Source organism: Ferribacterium limneticum (assembly GCF_020510565.1).
GTDB lineage: Bacteria > Pseudomonadota > Gammaproteobacteria > Burkholderiales > Rhodocyclaceae > Azonexus > Azonexus limneticus_B.
On the sequence record NZ_CP075189.1, the window covers coordinates 2,629,740 to 2,647,133 of the forward strand.

Consider the following 17,394-nt stretch of genomic DNA (forward strand, 5'->3'; position numbering starts at 1 on the left):
GCGGAACCGGCTTAAACCTGCATGAGCTCGGCCTCTTTGGCGGCGAGCATCTTGTCGACTTCGACGATGTAGCGATCAGTCAATTTCTGGACGTCGTCCTGCGCCTTGCGCTCATCATCTTCCGGAATTTCGCCCTTCTTGAGCGCATCCTTCAGGTGGGTATTGGCGTCGCGACGCAGGTTGCGAATGGCCACCTTGACGCCCTCGCCTTCGGTCTTGACGATCTTGATCATTTCCTTGCGACGCTCTTCGGTCAGCGCCGGCATCGGCACGCGAATGAGTTCGCCCTGCGAAGCCGGATTCAGGCCGAGATCGCAATCACGAATGGCCTTTTCGACCTTTTGCAGCATGGCCTTTTCCCACGGCTGGACGCCGATGGTACGGGCGTCAACCAGCGTAATATTGGCCACCTGATTCACCGGCACCATGGAACCGTAGTAATCAACCTGGACATGATCCAGCAAGCCGGTATGGGCGCGGCCGGTGCGAATTTTCTGGAGATCAAGTCGCAGTGCTTCCAGCGACTTCTGCATCTTGGCTTCAGCAGTTTTTTTGAGTTCAGGAATCATTTTTTAGTCTCCCTCAGCAATAGACCAGCGTACCTTCATCTTCGCCACAGACCACGCGCTTCAGCGCGCCGGTTTTGAAGATGGAAAACACGTTGATCGGCAATTTTTGATCGCGACACAGCGCGAAAGCGGTTGCATCCATGACCGCCAGGTTCTTGGAGATCGCTTCGTTGAAGCTGATCTTGTCGTAACGGGTCGCCAGCGGATCCTTCTTGGGATCGGCCGAGTAAATACCGTCGACCTTGGTCGCCTTGAGAACGATTTCAGCGCCAATTTCCGAGCCGCGCAATGCTGCAGCGGTATCGGTGGTAAAGAAGGGGTTGCCGGTACCGGCACCAAAGATGACGATCTTGCCTTCTTCAAGGTAGCGGATGGCCTTGCCGCGGATGTACGGCTCGACAACCTGCTCGATGTTCAGCGCCGACTGCACGCGGGCATTGAGGCCACACTGGCGGAAAGCGTCGGACAGCGCCATGGCGTTCATCACCGTGGCCAGCATGCCCATGTAATCCGCAGTGGCGCGATCCATCCCGGTGGCCGTACCGGCCATGCCACGGAAGATGTTGCCACCGCCGATCACGACGCCGATTTCCACGCCCATGTCAGCGACCGCCTTGATCTCTCCGCAGATACCCGCGATGGTCTGCGGGTTGATGCCGTAGGCGTCATTGCCCATCAGGGCCTCGCCGGAGAGTTTCAGGAGAATTCGCTTGTACTTGGGTGCAGACATCGGCGTTCCTTTCAATTACTTCTTGGCAGCAGCGGCAGCAGCCTGGGCAGCGACTTCAGCAGCAAAGTCGTCAACCTTCTTCTCGATGCCTTCGCCAACCAGGAACAGCGCGAAGCCAGCGACGGAAGCGCCCTTGGCTTTCAGCAGTTGCTCGATGGTTTGCTTGCCGTCAGCGGCCTTGACGAAGACTTGAGCCAGCAGGGTAACGTCCTTCAGATACTTCTGAACGGTACCTTCGGCAATCTTCTCGAGCATGGCTTCCGGCTTGTTGTCGGCGCGGGCCTTCTCGATGGCGATACGACGCTCGGTGTCCAGAAGTTCCTGGGAAACACCCGAGGCATCCAGCGCCTTCGGCTTGGAGGCAGCGATATGCATCGCCAGATCCTTGGCCAGTTGCTCGTCGCCACCAACCACGTCGATCACGACGCCAACCTTGGCGCCACCGTGGATGTAGGAAACCAGCTTGCCCTTGGCTTCAAAACGGGCGAAGCGGCGGATCGACATGTTCTCGCCGATCTTGCCGACCAGAGCGGCACGGACCGATTCAACAGTACCGTCGCCTAACGGCAGCGCGGACAGCGCAGCGACGTCAGCCGGGTTCTTTTCAGCAACCAGCTTGGCCGAGCCATTGGCCAGAGCGATGAACTCGTCGTTCTTGGCAACGAAGTCGGTTTCGCTGTTGACTTCGATGATTGCACCGAGCTTGCCGTCGGCAGAAATGCTGACAGCAACGATACCTTCGGCAGCGACGCGGGTCGCGGCCTTGGAGGCCTTGTTGCCGAGCTTGACGCGAAGAATCTCTTCAGCCTTGGCCATGTCGCCATCGGCTTCGGTCAGGGCCTTCTTGCATTCCATCATGGGCGCGTCGGTCTTGCCGCGCAGTTCTGCCACCATGCCTGCGGTAATTGCCGCCATATTTTTTCTCCTGAGCTTTTAAAACAGGCGGAGCTTAGCGCTCCGCCGTTACAACTTTATTCAGCTGCGTCGACGACTTCGACGAATTCGTCATCACCACCGGCGCTAACGATTTCCTGCATGACCTGATTGCGGCCTTCGAGGATGGCATCAGCCACGCCACGAGCGTAGAGCTGGATGGCACGGGAAGAATCGTCGTTACCCGGAATGACGTAAGCAACGCCGTCCGGAGAGTGGTTGGTATCGACCACGCCGATGACCGGGATGCCGAGCTTTTCAGCTTCGGTAATGGCGATCTTGTGGTAGCCGACGTCGACAACGAAGATGGCGTCCGGCAGGCCGCCCATTTCCTTGATGCCGCCGATGGACTTCTGGAGCTTTTCCAGTTCGCGACGGAAGGTCAGCGCTTCCTTCTTCGGCATCTTTTCCAGCTCACCGGCTTCAACGGCAACTTCCATGTCCTTCAGACGCTTGATCGAAGTCTTGACGGTCTTGAAGTTGGTCAGCATGCCGCCCAGCCAGCGCTGGTCAACGAACGGGGAATTGGCGCGCAGCGCTTCTTCACCGATGATTTCACGAGCCTGACGCTTGGTGCCGACGAAGAGCACGGAACCACGGTTAGCGGCCAGCTTCTTCACGAATGCCATGGCTTCGTTGTACTTGGCCAGGGTCTTTTCGAGGTTGACGATGTGAATCTTGTTGCGGGCACCGAAGATATACGGGGCCATCTTGGGGGACCAGAAACGGGTTTGGTGACCGAAGTGGACACCGGCTTCCAGCATTTCGCGCATGGTAACGGACATTGTAAAACTCCTTAAGGGTTGTACCTCCACCCGCCTGAAACGCCCGCCATTGTTGAATTCTGGCAGACACCCTTAATCGGCGGATGTGTGGATTTTGGTTGCCTGCACCGTGCAGACCACCGTTTTTTCAGCCATAACGGCTGAGAAAAACCTGCGGATTATAGCAGCAGAACAGGCTTTCCGGAAGCTCAATAACCGTTCTGTTTGAGCGCCAGCAGCTGCAGCATGCGCTCCAGATACGGTTGCCAGTCGGGCATCTGCAAGCCGAAGTCGGTTTCCAGGCGAGTGCAGTCGAGGCGCGAATTGGCCGGGCGCCGGGCCGGTGTCGGATATTCCGCTGTCGTGATGGGATGAATCGCCTCCGGCTTCAGGCGCAGGTTGAAGCCCGGCATCTGCCCGGCCAGCCCGACGATGGTCCGGGCAAACTCGCACCAGCTGACCGGCCGCGCCGCGGCCAGATGATAGATTTCATTTTTGGCCATTTTTTCCGGTTGACCGTGGCGAACCATGGCCAGCACGACGCCGGTCACCGTCGCAATCAGGGCAGCCGGGGTCGGTGAACCGATCTGGTCATCGACGACATTGAGGCTGTCCTTTTCCCGCGCCAGGCGCAGGATGGTCTTGACGAAATTGTCACCACGCGCGCCAAACACCCAGCTGGTACGGAAGATCAGCGACTGACCACCGACGGCACGAATCGCCTCCTCGCCAGCCAGCTTGGTCCGACCATAAACACTTTGCGGCCCGGTTGGATCGCTTTCGACATAGGGCGATGATTTGCTGCCGTCGTAGACGTAGTCGGTCGAATAATGGACCAGCAAGGCGCCGAGCACGACAGCCTCCTCGGCCAGAACACCCGGCGCCACGGCATTGATGCGATGCGCCAGTTCCGGTTCGGACTCGGCCTTGTCCACAGCGGTGTAGGCCGTTGCATTGACGATGACCGAAGGCTGCACTTGACGAACAACGGAACGAATCTGCTCCGCATCGGCCAAATCGCACTGAGCCCGGCCACAAGCCACCACAGCCCCATGCGGCGCCAGCGAACGCTGGAGTTGCCAACCAACCTGGCCATCCTTGCCGAGCAGAAGAATCGTCATCGAAAAATTCGCAAGTCGAAGAGCGCAAGTATGCCACTTTGGCCGCTCCCGGCTTTGCGAAACCCGCCCCATCATTTATCCTTCCCCTTTGCCAACGCCCCACAGAACAGCCGCCATGAGCATCAGCATCAAGACCCCGGAAGAAATCGAAAAAATGAGAATTGCCGGGCGTCTGGCCGGAGAAGTCCTCGACTACATCGCACCCTTCGTCAAGGTCGGCGTCACCACGGAAGAACTCGACAAGCTCTGCCACGACTACATGGTCGATGTGCAGGGCTGCATTCCCGCCCCGCTCAACTACGCGCCGTCAGGCTACAACCCCTACCCCAAATCGATCTGCACCTCGGTCAATCAGCAGGTCTGCCACGGCGTTCCCGGCGAACGCGTGCTCAAGAACGGCGACATCGTGAATCTCGACATCACGACGATCAAGGATGGCTACCACGGCGACACCAGCCGGATGTTCATCGTCGGCGAAGGCTCGATCCAGGCCAAGCGCCTGTGCGAAATCACCTTCGAGTGCATGTGGCTGGGAATTTCGGTCATCAAGCCAGGCGCACACCTGGGCGATATCGGCGCGATCATCCAGAAATACGCTGAAAAGAACGGCTGCTCGGTCGTCCGCGAGTTTTGCGGCCACGGCATCGGCGCCAAATTCCACGAAGATCCGCAGGTCCTGCATTACGGCAAAGGCGGCACCGGTCCCAGGCTCGAACCAGGCATGATCTTTACCGTCGAACCGATGATCAACGCCGGCAAGGCGGCCATCCGCGAAATGGCCGATGGCTGGACCATCGTCACCAAGGACCGCAGCCTCTCGGCGCAGTGGGAACACACCGTGCTGGTTACCGAGACGGGCTACGAAATCATGACGCTTTCTGCCGGCGGCCGCGCCAAACCTGACTGGATCAACTGATGGCCTGCGATGTCGCCGCGCTGCGGGCTGAAGTCAAGGCGGCTCAGATCCGCCTCCAGGAAAATTACGAACGGACCGGCGATGCCGAGGGGCTACTCGCCGAACGCAGTCAACAGGTCGACAGCGTTCTCGAAAGACTCTGGGCCTCGTTCGACTTTCCCGCCACCCTCGCCCTGTCCGCAGTCGGCGGCTACGGTCGCGGCGAACTTTACCCGGCCTCCGATATTGACCTGCTCATCCTGCTGCCCAAGGAAGCAAGCGGCGCCCTGCAGGAAAAACTGGAACGGCTGATCGGTTCCTTCTGGGACATAGGTCTGGAGATCGGGCACAGCGTCCGCACCATCCAGGACTGCCTGAACGAAGCCGAGAACGACATCACGGTGCAAACCGCTTTGCTTGAGGCTCGCCTGCTGACCGGCAATGCCAAGCTCTTCGCGACTTTTCAGAAACGCCTGCGCGGTCATCTCGACCCCCTCGTTTTCTGTGAAGCCAAGCAGATCGAGCAACAGGAGCGCTACCTCCGTTTTAACGAAACGCCCTACAGCCTGGAGCCGAACTGCAAGGATTCGCCGGGCGGCCTGCGCGATTTTCAGGTCATTTTCTGGATTGCCAAGGCGGCCGGTTTCGGATCAACCTGGGAGGAACTGCACAAGAACGGCATCATCACGCTCGAAGGCATGATCCAGGCCCGGGAGTGCCAGGAATACCTGTCACACCTGCGCATACGCCTGCATTTCATGCTCGGGCGCCGTGAAGATCGCCTGCTGTTCGACTACCAGAGCAACCTGGCTGCCAAGTACGGATTTGTCTCGAACGAAGCCAAGCGTGCGTCCGAACAGCTCATGCAGGTCTATTACCGCAATGCCAAAACGGTCAGCCTGCTCAACACCATCCTGCTGCAAAACATGGCGTCGGCGCTGACTCCGGAAAACGAACAGACGCCACAGCCGCTCGACGACAATTTCCAGATGGTCGGCAACCTGCTCGACATCCGGGACGAATCCCTGTTCGAAAAAGACCCGTCAGCCATCTTCGACAGCTTCCTGGTCATGCAGGAAACCCATGAACTGTCCGGCATGACGACGCGCACACTACGCGCCCTGTGGCGGGCCCGCGAGCAGATCACGCCGGAATTCCGGGCCGATCCGGCCAACCGGTCGATGTTCCTCAAATTGCTGCAAGGCGAGCGCGGCATCATTCATGAATTCCGGCGCATGAACCAGCTCGACATACTTGGCGCCTACCTGCCAAATTTCGGACGCATCGTCGGCCAGATGCAGCACGACCTGTTTCACGTCTACACCGTCGACCAGCACATCCTGCAAGTCCTGCGCAACATCCGCCGCTTCACGATGAGCGAATTCGCCCACGAATACCCGTTGTGTTCCCGCATCGTCAGCGAGCTTGACCGTCCGTGGCTGCTCTACATCGCCGCGCTCTTCCACGACATCGCCAAGGGCCGCGGCGGCGATCACTCCGAGCTCGGTACCGTCGATGCTTTGGAATTTTGCCAAAATCACCGGTTGACCGTGGAAGACACCGAACTAGTCGTCTGGCTGGTCCGGAATCACCTGGTCATGTCGCAGGTTGCGCAAAAAGAAGACCTCAGCGACCCGGACGTGATCGACAAATTCCTCAAACTGGTCGGCGACATCCGCCACCTCCAGTCGCTCTATCTGCTGACCCATGCCGACATCAGGGGGACCAGCCCGAAAGTCTGGAACCACTGGAAGGGCAAGCTGCTGGCCGACCTCTATTACCAGGCGCTGCATCACCTCTCGAGTGGCAACGCCCCGGCCGGGCACGGCCTGATTGCCGAACGCCAGGCCGAAGCAATGCGCCTGCTGCGCTTCTTCGCCCTTTCCGACACCGTTCACGAACGTCTCTGGAAACAACTCGATACCGTCTACTTCCTGCGCCATTCGGCCGAAGAAATCGCCTGGCACACGCGCTCGCTGCACTACCGCATCTACAACAACCAGCCCGTCGTCCGCGCCCGCCCCTACCAGGAAGGCGAAGGCCTGCAGGTCATGGTCTACACCCAGGACCAGCCCGACCTTTTCGCCCGCATCGTCGGCTTCTTCGCCCGCGCTGGCTACAGCATTGTTGACGCCAAGATTCACACGACAGCCCACGGCTACGCGCTCGACAGCTTCGTCGTACTGGATGTCGAAAATCGTGATAGCGACCGCGAAATGGTCGCCTACATCGAGCACGAACTGGAACAGCGCCTGCTGCACCAGATGCCGCCGGACGTCCCGTCCGCCGGGCGCCTGTCACGGCAGGTCAAGCATTTCCCGATCAAGCCGGAAGTCGGCATCCGCGGCGACGAAAAGGGATCGCATTTCATCCTTTCGCTGGTCGCCGCCGACCGCCCCGGCCTGCTCTACACCGTCGCCAATACGCTGGCCGAGCACGGCGCCTTCCTGCATACCGCCAAGATCACGACGCTCGGCGAACGGGCCGAAGACGTTTTCCTGATCAGCGGCGGCGACCTGCGCGACACCGGCAAACGCATCCGCCTCGAAACCGAGCTGATGGAACGTCTGAAGATCGGTTAGTAGTTAGCGGTTAGCCAACTACTAACCGCTAATACCTAGCAGCTAAACGGACATCCCCATCGGCTGGCAACTGTCGGTACTGCCGACCAGCTTCTCGACAATCGCCTTGACCCGCCCCATCGCCTCATGCAGCACGTGCTCCAGGCTTTCGAAGTGGATGCCGTTGACACTGCTGCCACGGCCCGCGGCATGGTTGGCGACGACGTTGATCGCGGCATAGGGCAAGCCGAGTTCGCGTGCCAGGATGGCTTCCGGCATGCCGGTCATGCCGACCACATCGGCACCGTCGCGCTCCAGGCGATTGATTTCGGCTGCCGTTTCGAGACGCGGCCCCTGCGTCGCGGCATAGACCGCGTCGACCTTGATGTCGATGCTCAGTTGCTGGCCAGCCGCCAGAATGCGGCGGCGCAGATCGGCGTCGTAGGGTTCGGTAAAGTCGACGTGGGTCACCGGCGTACCGTTGCCGTCGAACATCGTCGATTTGCGGCCCCAGGTGTAATCGATGATCTGGTCGGGCAGGACAATGTCGCCCGGCTGCAGGTCGGGACGAATGCTGCCGACCGAGGCCACCGAAATGATGCCGGTCACCTTGTGGTGGTGCAAGGCCCACATATTGGCGCGGTAATTGACCATGTGCGGCGGGATGGTGTGGCCGTAGCCGTGGCGCGGCAGGAAAACCGCCGGCTGGCCAGATATCTGCCCGAAAACCAGGGCGCCGGACGCTTCGCCGTAAGGCGTACGAACCACTTCGCGATGCGAAACGTCGAGATTGGACAGCGTTGTCAGGCCGCTACCGCCAATAATTGCCAACATATTATTTTTTCCTTTCCACCAGCAACGAAGCCAGCGTCGGCACCACGCCCTTGAGCGACGGGTGCATTTTACGGTTTGGGGCGTTGTTCACCGCATCGTCGCCCAGCTTGCGGTAGAGCGCATTGGCGCGTACGGCGACGAAGGGCAGATCAAGCAAAGTCTTGCCACCATGGTAGCTGACCAGCGTATCGCGGCCAATGTCCTTGGCCTGCCACGGAATCGCCGTGCGATCGACGTAGTGCAGCGCCTGCACGGTCGGCAGGCTGGCCGCCAGCTTGGCAACCAGACGATGCAGCTTTTCACGGTAGGCGATGACCGCGCGGCCGGCATCGGTAGCCACCGCGCCGGTCGTTTCGGCTGGCGCGCCCATGAGCCAGCAGACCACGCTATCGGGCGCGAAGGCTTTGATGGTGGCGCGCTGCTCATCGGTCAATGCCGTCAAATCGGCCAGCATCAGCGTTACGTCGCTGCCGTCAACGCGTTGCCGTGTGAGGTCCAGGCATTCGCCCAGCGAGTCGATGGAGAGCACCGTCAAACCCCGCTTGGCCAGGGCCTGCGTGGCAAAGCCGACGCCACAGCCGATTTCCAGCACACGCTGGCCGGGAACCAGCGCTGCCATCCAGTCGTAATCGCCGCGCCGGACGTAGGCCTGTCCTTCAGTTTCCCAGTAGCCGATGAACTCGGCGACCGTCGCACCACTCACGCGTCGTCCTTCATGGCGTAGACCGCAGGCAGGTTGCGCCAGACGCCACCGGCATCCATGCCGAAGCCGAAGACAAAGCGGTCGGGTACGGTCAGGCCGACAAAATCGGCAGCAATCGGTTTGTCCTTACCGTTCAGCTTGTCGGCAAAGACGGCGGTCAGGACCTCTTCGGCCCCCATGCGGCGCAGGCTTTCCTTGACGGCAGCGAGTGTCACGCCTTCATCGAGAATGTCGTCGACGACCAGCACCGAGCGGCCCTTGACCGAAGTCCATGGCGCTGAACGCCACGAAATCTTGCCACCTTGCGTTTCCGGGCCGTAGCGCGTGGCGTGCAGGTAGTCGAAGTCGAGCGGAAAATCGAGTTTAGTCAGCAGTTGACCGCAGAAAACCACCCCACCGGTCATCACGCAAAGGACCAGCGGGTATTTGTCGGCCAGCCGTTCACGAATGGCTGCAGCAACCTCGGTCACTGCCCCTTGAACGGCCGCCTCGCTGTGTATCAGTTCGGCATTGGCCAGCATGGCCTGTGCTTTTTTCAAATCCATTCAGCCTCCAAGGCTCTTCAGGTAAGCGTCGAATTCAGCCCCGACTTCCGGGTGGCGCTGGCCGAAAACGACCGTCGCCTGCAGGTAGCCCAGCTTCGAACCGCAATCGTAGCGCGTTCCGTCGTAGCGATAGGCCAGAACCTGCTCTTCGCTGAGCAGCGAGGCGATGCCGTCGGTCAGCTGGATTTCGCCGCCGGCACCCGGCTTGACGTTTTCAAGGTGATGGAAAATGCGCGGCGTCAGGATGTAACGACCAACGACGGCCAGCGTCGACGGTGCATCCTCGGGCTTCGGCTTCTCGACGATGGCATTGATCTGTTCGACCCGATCAGCCACGGCGCGGGCATCGACGATGCCGTAGCTGCGCGTGTCGGCGCGCGGCACGTCCTGTACACCGAGCACCGAGCAGCGGTAGTAATCATAGGTATCGGTCATCTGCTTCATGACCGCTGGTTTGCCGTCGAGCAAGTCATCGGCGAGGATCACGGCAAAGGGTTCGTCGCCGATCACCGGCTTGGCGCACAGCACGGCATGACCAAGGCCGAGCGCTTCGGCCTGACGGATGTAGATGCAGTTGATGTTCTTGGGGATCATGTTGCGCACGAAGTCGAGCAATTGGCTCTTGCCGCGCGCTTCAAGTTCGCTTTCCAGCTCGTAGGCCTTGTCGAAGTGATCTTCGATCGAGCGCTTCGAACGACCGGTCACGAAGACCATGTCGGTAATGCCGGCGGCAACCGCTTCTTCGACGGCGAACTGGATCAACGGCTTATCGACGATGGGCAGCATTTCCTTCGGGCTGGCCTTGGTCGCCGGTAAAAAACGGGTACCCATGCCGGCAACCGGAAACACTGCTTTGCGAACTTTTTTCATTATTGGACTCCCTTTTCGAGCAATTTCAACAATTCGGCTTCATCGATCACCGCGACGCCCAGCTCCAATGCCTTTTCCAGCTTGGAGCCGGCTTCCTCGCCGGCAACCACGAAATCGGTTTTTTTCGATACCGAGCCTGCCACCTTGCCGCCCGCTGCTTCGATCATCGCCTTCGCGTCGTCGCGCTTGAGCGTCGGCAGCGTGCCAGTCAGGACCAGGGTCTTGCCAGCCAGCAGCTTTGGCCCGGCATCGGCCGGTTCGCCGTCCGTCCAGTGCAGGCCGGCGGCAAGCAGCTGGGCGATGATTTCACGGTTATGTGACTCGCTGAAGAAAGTGACGATGCTGGCCGCGACAATCGGGCCGACATCAGGCACCTGCTGCAGCGCTTCGATATCGGCCGCGATTATGCCATCGAGGTTGCCGAAATGCCTGGCAAGATCGCGCGCCGTGGCCTCGCCGACATTGCGGATGCCGAGCGCGAAGATGAAGCGTGCCAGCGTCGTCTGCCGGCTTTGGTCGATGGCGGCAACGAGGTTCTGCGCCGACTTTTCGCCCATGCGCTCGAGCCCGGCCAAGGTTTCGACGGTAAGACCATAAAGATCGGCCGGCGTATGAACGAGGCCGGCATCGACTAGCTGATCGACGATCTTGTCGCCGAGGCCCTCGATGTCCATCGCCCGGCGCGCCGCGTAGTGCCACAGCGCCTGCTTGCGCTGGGCCGGGCAATAGAGGCCGCCGGTACAGCGGGCGATGGCTTCGTCGATGCCGCGCGTCACGGCCGAACCGCATTCCGGGCAAAGCTTGGGCAGTTCGAAGGGCGGATGCAGCGGCTCGCCGCCGAACAGGTCGCGCGTCGGCCGTTTTTCCGGGACGATGGCGACGACTTCGGGAATGACGTCGCCGGCCCGCCGAACGATGACCGTATCGCCGACCCGGACATCCTTGCGGCGCACTTCGTCCTCGTTGTGCAGTGTTGCGTTGGTCACCGTGACGCCGCCGACGAAAACTGGCTTGAGCCGGGCGACCGGGGTAATGGCGCCGGTGCGGCCAACCTGGACGTCGATGCCGAGCACTTCGGTCAACGCCTCTTCAGCCGGGAATTTGTGGGCGATGGCGAAACGCGGGGCGCGCGAGACGAAACCGAGGCGCGCCTGCCAGTCGAGGCGATTGACCTTGTACACCACGCCGTCGATGTCGTAGGGCAGACTAGGCCGCAACATTCCAATTTTGGCGAAAAATTCCAGTTGACCGTGGGAGCCGGTCACGACGGCACGTTCGGCGGCCACCGGGAAGCCCCAGCTCGCCAGTTTGTCCATCAATTCGCTGTGCGTCCTGACGGCCAGTTCATCCGCCCCCGCGCCGACGCCATAGGCAAAGAAGGACAAGGGCCGGCTGGCCGTGATCTTCGAGTCAAGCTGGCGCAGGCTGCCGGCCGCGGCGTTGCGCGGGTTGGCAAATTCCTTGTCGCCGCGTTCGCGCTGGCGGACGTTGAGTTCGGCGAAATCAGCCTTGAACATCAGCACTTCGCCGCGGATCTCGATCAGCGCCGGCCAGCCCTCGCCTTGCAGACGCAACGGAATGCAGCGCAGGGTGCGCAGGTTGGGCGTCACTTCCTCGCCGGTCACCCCGTCGCCGCGCGTGGCGCCACAGGTGAACACGCCATTTTCGTAGGTCAGGCTGATGGCCAGGCCGTCGAATTTCGGCTCGACGGCGTAGTCGACCGCAGCAATCGTTTCCAAGCCGTCACGCACGCGCTTGTCGAAGGCTTCTACCTCTTCCGGCGAAAACGCGTTGTTCAGCGACAACATCGGCACGCCGTGCTGGCGTGACGGGAATTCCTTGAGCGGCGTACCGCCGACGCGCTGGGTCGGCGAATCGGCCGTCAGCAGTTCCGGATATTCACTTTCCAGCCCCTGCAGTTCGCGGAACAGCTTGTCGTACTCGGCATCCGGGATACTTGGCGCATCGAGGACGTAATAGGCGTGGTTGTGGCGCTCCAGTTCGGCGCGCAACTCGGCCGCGCGCGCAACCGCCACAGCGGGTGCCACCATCAGGAGAACAGCCGCAGCGCCTGGGGCGAACCAGCGGTCAGGCCGTAACTGGCCATCGTTGCCTGCGGCTTGCCGATGAATTCGCGGCGGATGTGGTCAAGCTGCGAATCGCTGAGCGGCTGGCGATTGTCGTCGACCAGCGCGCCATTGAGCGTGTCGGCGAAGCGCTTGGCGATTTCCGTCATCTGCATGAAAGTGCGTTCGCCGTGATCGACGCGCGGCACGTCGAGCAGGAAAGTCAGGCCATGCGTCGTCAGGGTGCGCAGCGTGTCAGCCGAGAACTGCGTGCTTTCGTAGTTTTGCAGGCTGAACAGGACACGGCCGCTGTCGTCGTAACGGGTGAAGACACCGCCCAGGCCAAGGACCATGCCGGCCGCTTCGGCCAGGGCGCGAATCTTGGTGCCGGTGAAGGCACTGCCACGACTGACCAGATTGAGACCAATTTCGAGGTCGACCGCGGCGCAGAACTGGTCGATTTCGGCCGCTTGATCGAGGACGCGCGACGAGGGCATGTCGGCCACAGCCATCAGCTCGTCGGCCAGGGCGTTCATGGCATTGGTGAAAATGCCCATGTCGGCTTCGGAAAGCGGGCCCTGACGATTGACCAGTTGCAGGCCGACACGCAGGCGGCGCAGTTTGAGTTCGCTGTCGGGCGCCAGGCGCACCCACTCGCGGCTACGTTCGTTGTAGCCGACCCAATGCACGGGCTTGTTCAGGCGGAGCAGCGCCGAACGCTGCGAATGCAGGATGTCCATGGCAGAAACCAGTTCGACCAGTTCCATGGCGACGATGAACTCGAGACCCGGGTCGAGCAGTTCAGCCGGCAAATCGGTGGCGGGGATTTCCGGGGCATCGTCCGCAATGTCCGCCTGAACCGGGGCAGACATCGACGCCGGGATGGGTTGCGGCACGGGAGTCGACTCGACAGGCGCGGCCGGGGTGGCGAAAACCGGCATTTCCGGCATAGGCGCATCGTCCGGCGCGGCAATCATGTCTTCCGACGGCAGGGTCGGATGGAGATCGACGAAGACCGGCTCGACGCGCTCGCCACTCGGCGCCGGCGTGTCGACACGGAATTCCGGTTCGCTGCGTTCGGCGACGGCTGGTTGCGCTGCAGCTTTCGGCCCATCGCCCAGCAAAATATCGGCGTGATGCGGCTTGAGCACCGCTTCGGCCAGCTTGCGCTGCCGGAATTCCTGCCATTTGTTGTAGCCAAACACGCCGACCACCGCCGTCGCGCCCAGCCCGATCAAACCTAGTTGAAGCTCGGTCATTTAAGCCGCATCCCTCATTTTCAAAGCTTCCTGAATATCCACTTCCACCACGCGCGACACGCCGCTTTCCTGCATGGTGACGCCGACCAGCTGTTCGGCCATTTCCATGGCGATTTTATTATGGGAAATGAACAGGAATTGCGTTGCACCTGACATTTTCTTGACCATCTTGCAGAAACGTTCGGTATTGCTGTCGTCGAGCGGCGCATCGACCTCGTCGAGCAGGCAGAACGGCGCCGGATTGAGCTGGAACATGGAAAAGACCAGCGCAATTGCCGTCAGCGCCTTTTCGCCGCCGGACAGCAGATGGATGGTCGAGTTTTTCTTGCCCGGCGGCTGGGCGATGACCTGGACGCCGGCATCGAGAATCTCGTCGCCGGTCATCACCAGTTCGGCGCGACCGCCGCCGAAGAGTTCGGGGAAAAGCTGGCCGAAATGGCCGTTGACCGTGTCGAAGGTGCTTTGCAGCAGGTCGCGCGTTTCGCGGTCGATGCGGCGAATGGCGTTTTCGAGGGTTTCCATGGCCTCGTTGAGATCGGCCGCCTGCATGTCGAGGTAGCCCTTGCGCTCGGTCGCCGTTTCAAGCTCCTGCAGGGCGGCCATGTTGACGGCGCCAAGCTCGGCGATGGCGTTGGTCAGGCGGGTGATTTCGCCTTGCAAGGCCGGCGGCCTTGCCGTGCCCAGCTCGGCCTGCAAAGCCTCCTCGTTGGCGCCGGCTTCGAGCAGTTGCATGGCGAACTGCTCGGCATTGAGTGCCGCCGCCTGCTCTTTCAATTTGAGGTCGCCGATCCGCACACGCAGCGGCTCCAGCCCCTGCTCGATGCGCAGACGCTGCTCTTCGAAACCGCGCAGGGCGTTGGTCGCCGCTTCGAGCGCGTCGCGCTTCTCGGCCAGCACTTTCTCGGCTGCCTGCCGTGCTTCGAGCGCCGTCTGAAGGGCGCCCTCCATGACATCCGGCGGTGCCGCCTCGACCTGCTCGGCGCACTGGGCACGATCCTTTTCGATGCGGTTCAGCTCGCGCTGAGCCACGGCCTGCTGGGCGAAAACGTCCTGCAGCTTGCCCTCGCATTCGCGCAGCGAGAACTGCGCTTCGCGCAAAGCGCGGTCGAAATCGGAATTGCGCTCGCGCTCGGCACGCACGGCGCGTTCGCATTCGTCGAGCCGGGTTTGCGCGCCATGGACCAGCACGCGGATGCGGCTCAGACCGTCACGGATTTCCGCGATGCGCTCGTCAGCCGACATGTCGCGCTCGCGTTCGCTCTCTTCTTCCTCGGCCAGTTCGGCCAGTTGCTCTTGCAGGCGCTCTTTCTGCTCCTTGTGGCGCTCGATGGCCTGCGACAACTTGAGCACTTCCACCTGCACGGCGTGCACGCGTTGCTGGCGGTCGGTGACGTATTGGCGGATTTCGCCCATTTCGGCCTGCTTGTCCTCGACCTGTTCATCGAGCATGACCAGCTGTTCGCGGATCGCGTCGGCCTTCTCTTCGGCCATGGCGATCCCGTCGCCGAGTGCTTCGATTTCGCGCTGGCGTTCGAGCAGGCCGTGTTCGCCCTGATCCGGCGCGAAGAAGGTGACGCTGGCGGCGCTGACCAGATCGCCGCCGCGCGTAACGATGACCGCTCCCGGCGGCAGATCGGCGCGCTGCCCCAGCGCCTCGGCCAGCGTTTCCGCCGTGCGCACCTGGCCCAGCCAGTCGTCGAGCACGGCCTGGATGGCAGGATCGTCGCTGCTGACCCGCGACGACAGGACTTCCACGGTCAACCGGAAATTTTGGCCAAAATTGAAATCGCCCGGCAGCACGACGCTGAGCCGCGCTTCCGGCCGGTCGTGCAGCCAGGCGTCGAGCTTGGCCGGATCGTCGCAGGCAATGGCGCTCAAACGCTCGCGCAATACCGCTTCGACCGCCTCTTCCCAGCCGGCTTCAACGTGAATCTTCTGCCACAGCGGCGGTGCGTTTTCGAGGTCGTGGCGACGCAACCATTCCGGCAATTTGCCACTCTGCTGCGTCCGCGCCTGCATCTGCTCCAGCGCCGCCCGACGAGCCTGTCCGGCGGCCAGTTCGCGCTCAATGCGCTGCACTTCGGCCTGCGCTTCCTTGCGCCGGGCTTCGAGCTGCGGCATTTCCTGCTGCAACTGCTGGAGCTGGTCCTGATCGCCAGCCAGTTCCTCGCGCAGCAGGCTGAGTTCTTCTTCCTTCTCGGCCAGGTCCATTTCGTCCGGCGCATCGTTGCCACCGGTTTCCTCGCGCAGGCGCTCGCGGCGCAGCGTGATGGCCTGCAGGGCACGCTGGGCGTGCGACTTGTTGGTCAGCTCGACTTCGAGCTTCTGCTCGCCGTTGGTCGACCGCGTCTTGAGACGTTGCAGCTCTTCCTGAGCCTGGGCGTGGTCTTCCTCGACCTGCGGCGCGATGTTCATCTGCTCGTGCAGGCGCGCCTCGGCTTCCTCGACGCGCAGTTTGGTGATTTCCTGGGTTTCTTCCCACTTCAGGCGATCTTCGGTCAGTTTCTCGGCTGTCTCGCCCCAGTGCTTGAGTTCGTCCTCGAGCTGGGTCAGGCGCGCTTCAAGCTGACTGCGCGATTCGCGACGGTGGCGAATTTCCGCCTCGAGCCGGGCGACTTCGGCATTCGCCGTGTACATGTCGCTCTGCGCGTTGTGCAAGGCGTCGCCGGCAGCAAAGTGCGCCTCGCGCGTTTCCTCGGCACGCGCTTCGGTTTCGCGCAGGGCGGCGCTCTGCGCTTCGAGTTCGGTCACGGCGCGTTCGACATCGAGCGACAGCTTTTGCCGTTCGGCCTCGGCTTCACGCTTCTTGAGCAGCCACAGCACCTGCTGGCGCAGCACCAGTTGCTCGTTCAACCCCTGATAACGGCGCGCCACTTCGGCCTGCGCTTCGAGCCGTTCCATCTGGTTGCCGAGTTCCTGGCGGATATCTTCGACGCGCAGCAGGTTTTCGCGGGTGTCTTCGAGCCGGCCGTTGGTTTCCTTGCGCCGTTCCTTGTAGCGGGTAACGCCGGCCGCTTCTTCGAGGAAGACGCGCAGGTCGTCCGGCCGCGCCTCGATGATCCGCGAAATCATGCCCTGGCCGATGATGGCGTAAGCACGCGGCCCGAGGCCGGTACCGAGAAACAGATCAGTGATGTCCTTGCGGCGGACCTTCAGGTTGTTGATGAAATAGTCCGACTGCCCCTGCCGCGTCAGCGTCCGCTTGACCGACAGCTCGGTGTATTGCGACCACTGGCCGAGAGCCCGGCCGAGCAGGTTCTCGAAAATCAGTTCAACGGAAGCGCGCGACACCGGCTTGCGGTTCGACGAGCCGTTGAAGATAACGTCCATCATCGACTCGCCGCGCAGCTCCGAGGCTTTGGACTCGCCCAGCACCCAGCGCACGGCATCCATGATGTTGGATTTGCCGCAGCCATTGGGGCCGACGACGCCGACGAGCTGGCCGGGAACGGCGACAGAGGTCGGATCGACGAAGGACTTGAAGCCGGCGAGTTTGAGTTTGGTAAGACGCATGCCTGATTGCGGCGGGGCACATGCCCCCGCC

At 61.6% G+C, this 17,394-nt stretch carries 14 protein-coding genes; 2 read left to right on the forward strand and 12 right to left on the reverse strand.

Features of this window, described 5'->3' with window-relative positions; all coding sequences use genetic code 11:
- Positions 1-11: 11 nt before the first annotated feature.
- The 5 genes from frr to rfbD all read right to left on the reverse strand — a co-directional run bounded on the left by frr (position 12) and on the right by rfbD (position 4,117).
- Entirely contained in the window at positions 12-569 is a 558-nt protein-coding gene (gene frr / locus KI610_RS12705; RefSeq protein WP_226495332.1) for a ribosome recycling factor, read from the reverse strand.
- 13 nt (positions 570-582) lie between these two features.
- Complete coding sequence (gene pyrH, locus KI610_RS12710; protein WP_226495333.1) at positions 583-1,299, reverse strand: UMP kinase; 717 nt, start codon at positions 1,297-1,299, stop codon at positions 583-585.
- Positions 1,300-1,314: 15 nt separating this feature from the next.
- Complete coding sequence (gene tsf, locus KI610_RS12715) at positions 1,315-2,214, reverse strand: translation elongation factor Ts (protein ID WP_226495334.1); 900 nt, start codon at positions 2,212-2,214, stop codon at positions 1,315-1,317.
- A 56-nt stretch (positions 2,215-2,270) separates the two neighbouring features.
- Positions 2,271-3,017 carry a 30S ribosomal protein S2 gene (gene rpsB / locus KI610_RS12720; protein WP_226495335.1) on the reverse strand — a complete coding sequence of 249 codons (747 nt, stop codon included), beginning with the start codon at positions 3,015-3,017 and terminating at the stop codon, positions 2,271-2,273.
- Positions 3,018-3,205: 188 nt separating this feature from the next.
- On the reverse strand, positions 3,206-4,117 hold the full coding sequence (gene rfbD / locus KI610_RS12725) for a dTDP-4-dehydrorhamnose reductase (protein WP_226495336.1): 912 nt from the start codon (positions 4,115-4,117) through the stop codon (positions 3,206-3,208).
- A gap of 115 nt (positions 4,118-4,232) precedes the next feature.
- Between rfbD and map the strand changes: the two genes are divergently transcribed.
- Entirely contained in the window at positions 4,233-5,033 is an 801-nt protein-coding gene (gene map / locus KI610_RS12730; protein WP_226495337.1) for a type I methionyl aminopeptidase, read from the forward strand.
- Complete coding sequence (locus tag KI610_RS12735) at positions 5,033-7,594, forward strand: [protein-PII] uridylyltransferase (protein WP_226495338.1); 2,562 nt, start codon at positions 5,033-5,035, stop codon at positions 7,592-7,594. Before map ends, KI610_RS12735 begins: the two co-directional genes overlap by 1 nt.
- Positions 7,595-7,636: 42 nt before the next feature.
- Here KI610_RS12735 and KI610_RS12740 read toward each other — a convergent pair whose 3' ends face one another.
- The 7 genes from KI610_RS12740 to smc are packed head-to-tail and all read right to left on the reverse strand — an operon-like array spanning position 7,637 to position 17,363.
- Positions 7,637-8,407 (reverse strand): S-methyl-5'-thioinosine phosphorylase, encoded by a 771-nt coding sequence (locus tag KI610_RS12740; protein WP_226495339.1) that lies wholly within the window; start codon positions 8,405-8,407, stop codon positions 7,637-7,639.
- Position 8,408: 1 nt separating this feature from the next.
- Entirely contained in the window at positions 8,409-9,110 is a 702-nt protein-coding gene (locus KI610_RS12745) for a class I SAM-dependent methyltransferase (protein ID WP_226495340.1), read from the reverse strand.
- Entirely contained in the window at positions 9,107-9,655 is a 549-nt protein-coding gene (locus tag KI610_RS12750) for a hypoxanthine-guanine phosphoribosyltransferase (protein ID WP_226495341.1), read from the reverse strand. Before KI610_RS12750 ends, KI610_RS12745 begins: the two co-directional genes overlap by 4 nt.
- Complete coding sequence (galU, locus tag KI610_RS12755) at positions 9,656-10,525, reverse strand: UTP--glucose-1-phosphate uridylyltransferase GalU (RefSeq protein WP_226495342.1); 870 nt, start codon at positions 10,523-10,525, stop codon at positions 9,656-9,658.
- Complete coding sequence (gene ligA / locus KI610_RS12760; RefSeq protein WP_226495343.1) at positions 10,525-12,576, reverse strand: NAD-dependent DNA ligase LigA; 2,052 nt, start codon at positions 12,574-12,576, stop codon at positions 10,525-10,527. The genes galU and ligA overlap by 1 nt, the downstream gene beginning before the upstream one ends.
- A complete protein-coding gene (locus tag KI610_RS12765; RefSeq protein ID WP_226495344.1) occupies positions 12,576-13,850 on the reverse strand; it encodes a cell division protein ZipA C-terminal FtsZ-binding domain-containing protein in 1,275 nt (424 codons plus the stop codon). The genes ligA and KI610_RS12765 overlap by 1 nt, the downstream gene beginning before the upstream one ends.
- Positions 13,851-17,363, reverse strand: coding sequence for a chromosome segregation protein SMC (smc, locus tag KI610_RS12770; protein WP_226495345.1), 3,513 nt, complete (start codon positions 17,361-17,363; stop codon positions 13,851-13,853). It abuts the gene before it with no gap.
- Between the last annotated feature and the right edge of the window lie 31 nt (positions 17,364-17,394).

What these genes read in the sequence shown, in the direction of transcription:
- pyrH (WP_226495333.1), bottom strand. Translation starts at nt 1,299, where the DNA reads ATGTCTGCACCCAAGTACAAGCGAATTCTCCTGAAACTCTCCGGCGAG.
- map (WP_226495337.1), top strand. Translation starts at nt 4,233, where the DNA reads ATGAGCATCAGCATCAAGACCCCGGAAGAAATCGAAAAAATGAGAATT.
- tsf (WP_226495334.1), bottom strand. Translation starts at nt 2,214, where the DNA reads ATGGCGGCAATTACCGCAGGCATGGTGGCAGAACTGCGCGGCAAGACC.
- KI610_RS12765 (WP_226495344.1), bottom strand. Translation starts at nt 13,850, where the DNA reads ATGACCGAGCTTCAACTAGGTTTGATCGGGCTGGGCGCGACGGCGGTG.
- KI610_RS12750 (WP_226495341.1), bottom strand. Translation starts at nt 9,655, where the DNA reads ATGGATTTGAAAAAAGCACAGGCCATGCTGGCCAATGCCGAACTGATA.
- ligA (WP_226495343.1), bottom strand. Translation starts at nt 12,576, where the DNA reads ATGGTGGCACCCGCTGTGGCGGTTGCGCGCGCGGCCGAGTTGCGCGCC.
- smc (WP_226495345.1), bottom strand. Translation starts at nt 17,363, where the DNA reads ATGCGTCTTACCAAACTCAAACTCGCCGGCTTCAAGTCCTTCGTCGAT.
- rfbD (WP_226495336.1), bottom strand. Translation starts at nt 4,117, where the DNA reads ATGACGATTCTTCTGCTCGGCAAGGATGGCCAGGTTGGTTGGCAACTC.
- KI610_RS12740 (WP_226495339.1), bottom strand. Translation starts at nt 8,407, where the DNA reads ATGTTGGCAATTATTGGCGGTAGCGGCCTGACAACGCTGTCCAATCTC.
- galU (WP_226495342.1), bottom strand. Translation starts at nt 10,525, where the DNA reads ATGAAAAAAGTTCGCAAAGCAGTGTTTCCGGTTGCCGGCATGGGTACC.
- rpsB (WP_226495335.1), bottom strand. Translation starts at nt 3,017, where the DNA reads ATGTCCGTTACCATGCGCGAAATGCTGGAAGCCGGTGTCCACTTCGGT.
- KI610_RS12735 (WP_226495338.1), top strand. Translation starts at nt 5,033, where the DNA reads ATGGCCTGCGATGTCGCCGCGCTGCGGGCTGAAGTCAAGGCGGCTCAG.
- frr (WP_226495332.1), bottom strand. Translation starts at nt 569, where the DNA reads ATGATTCCTGAACTCAAAAAAACTGCTGAAGCCAAGATGCAGAAGTCG.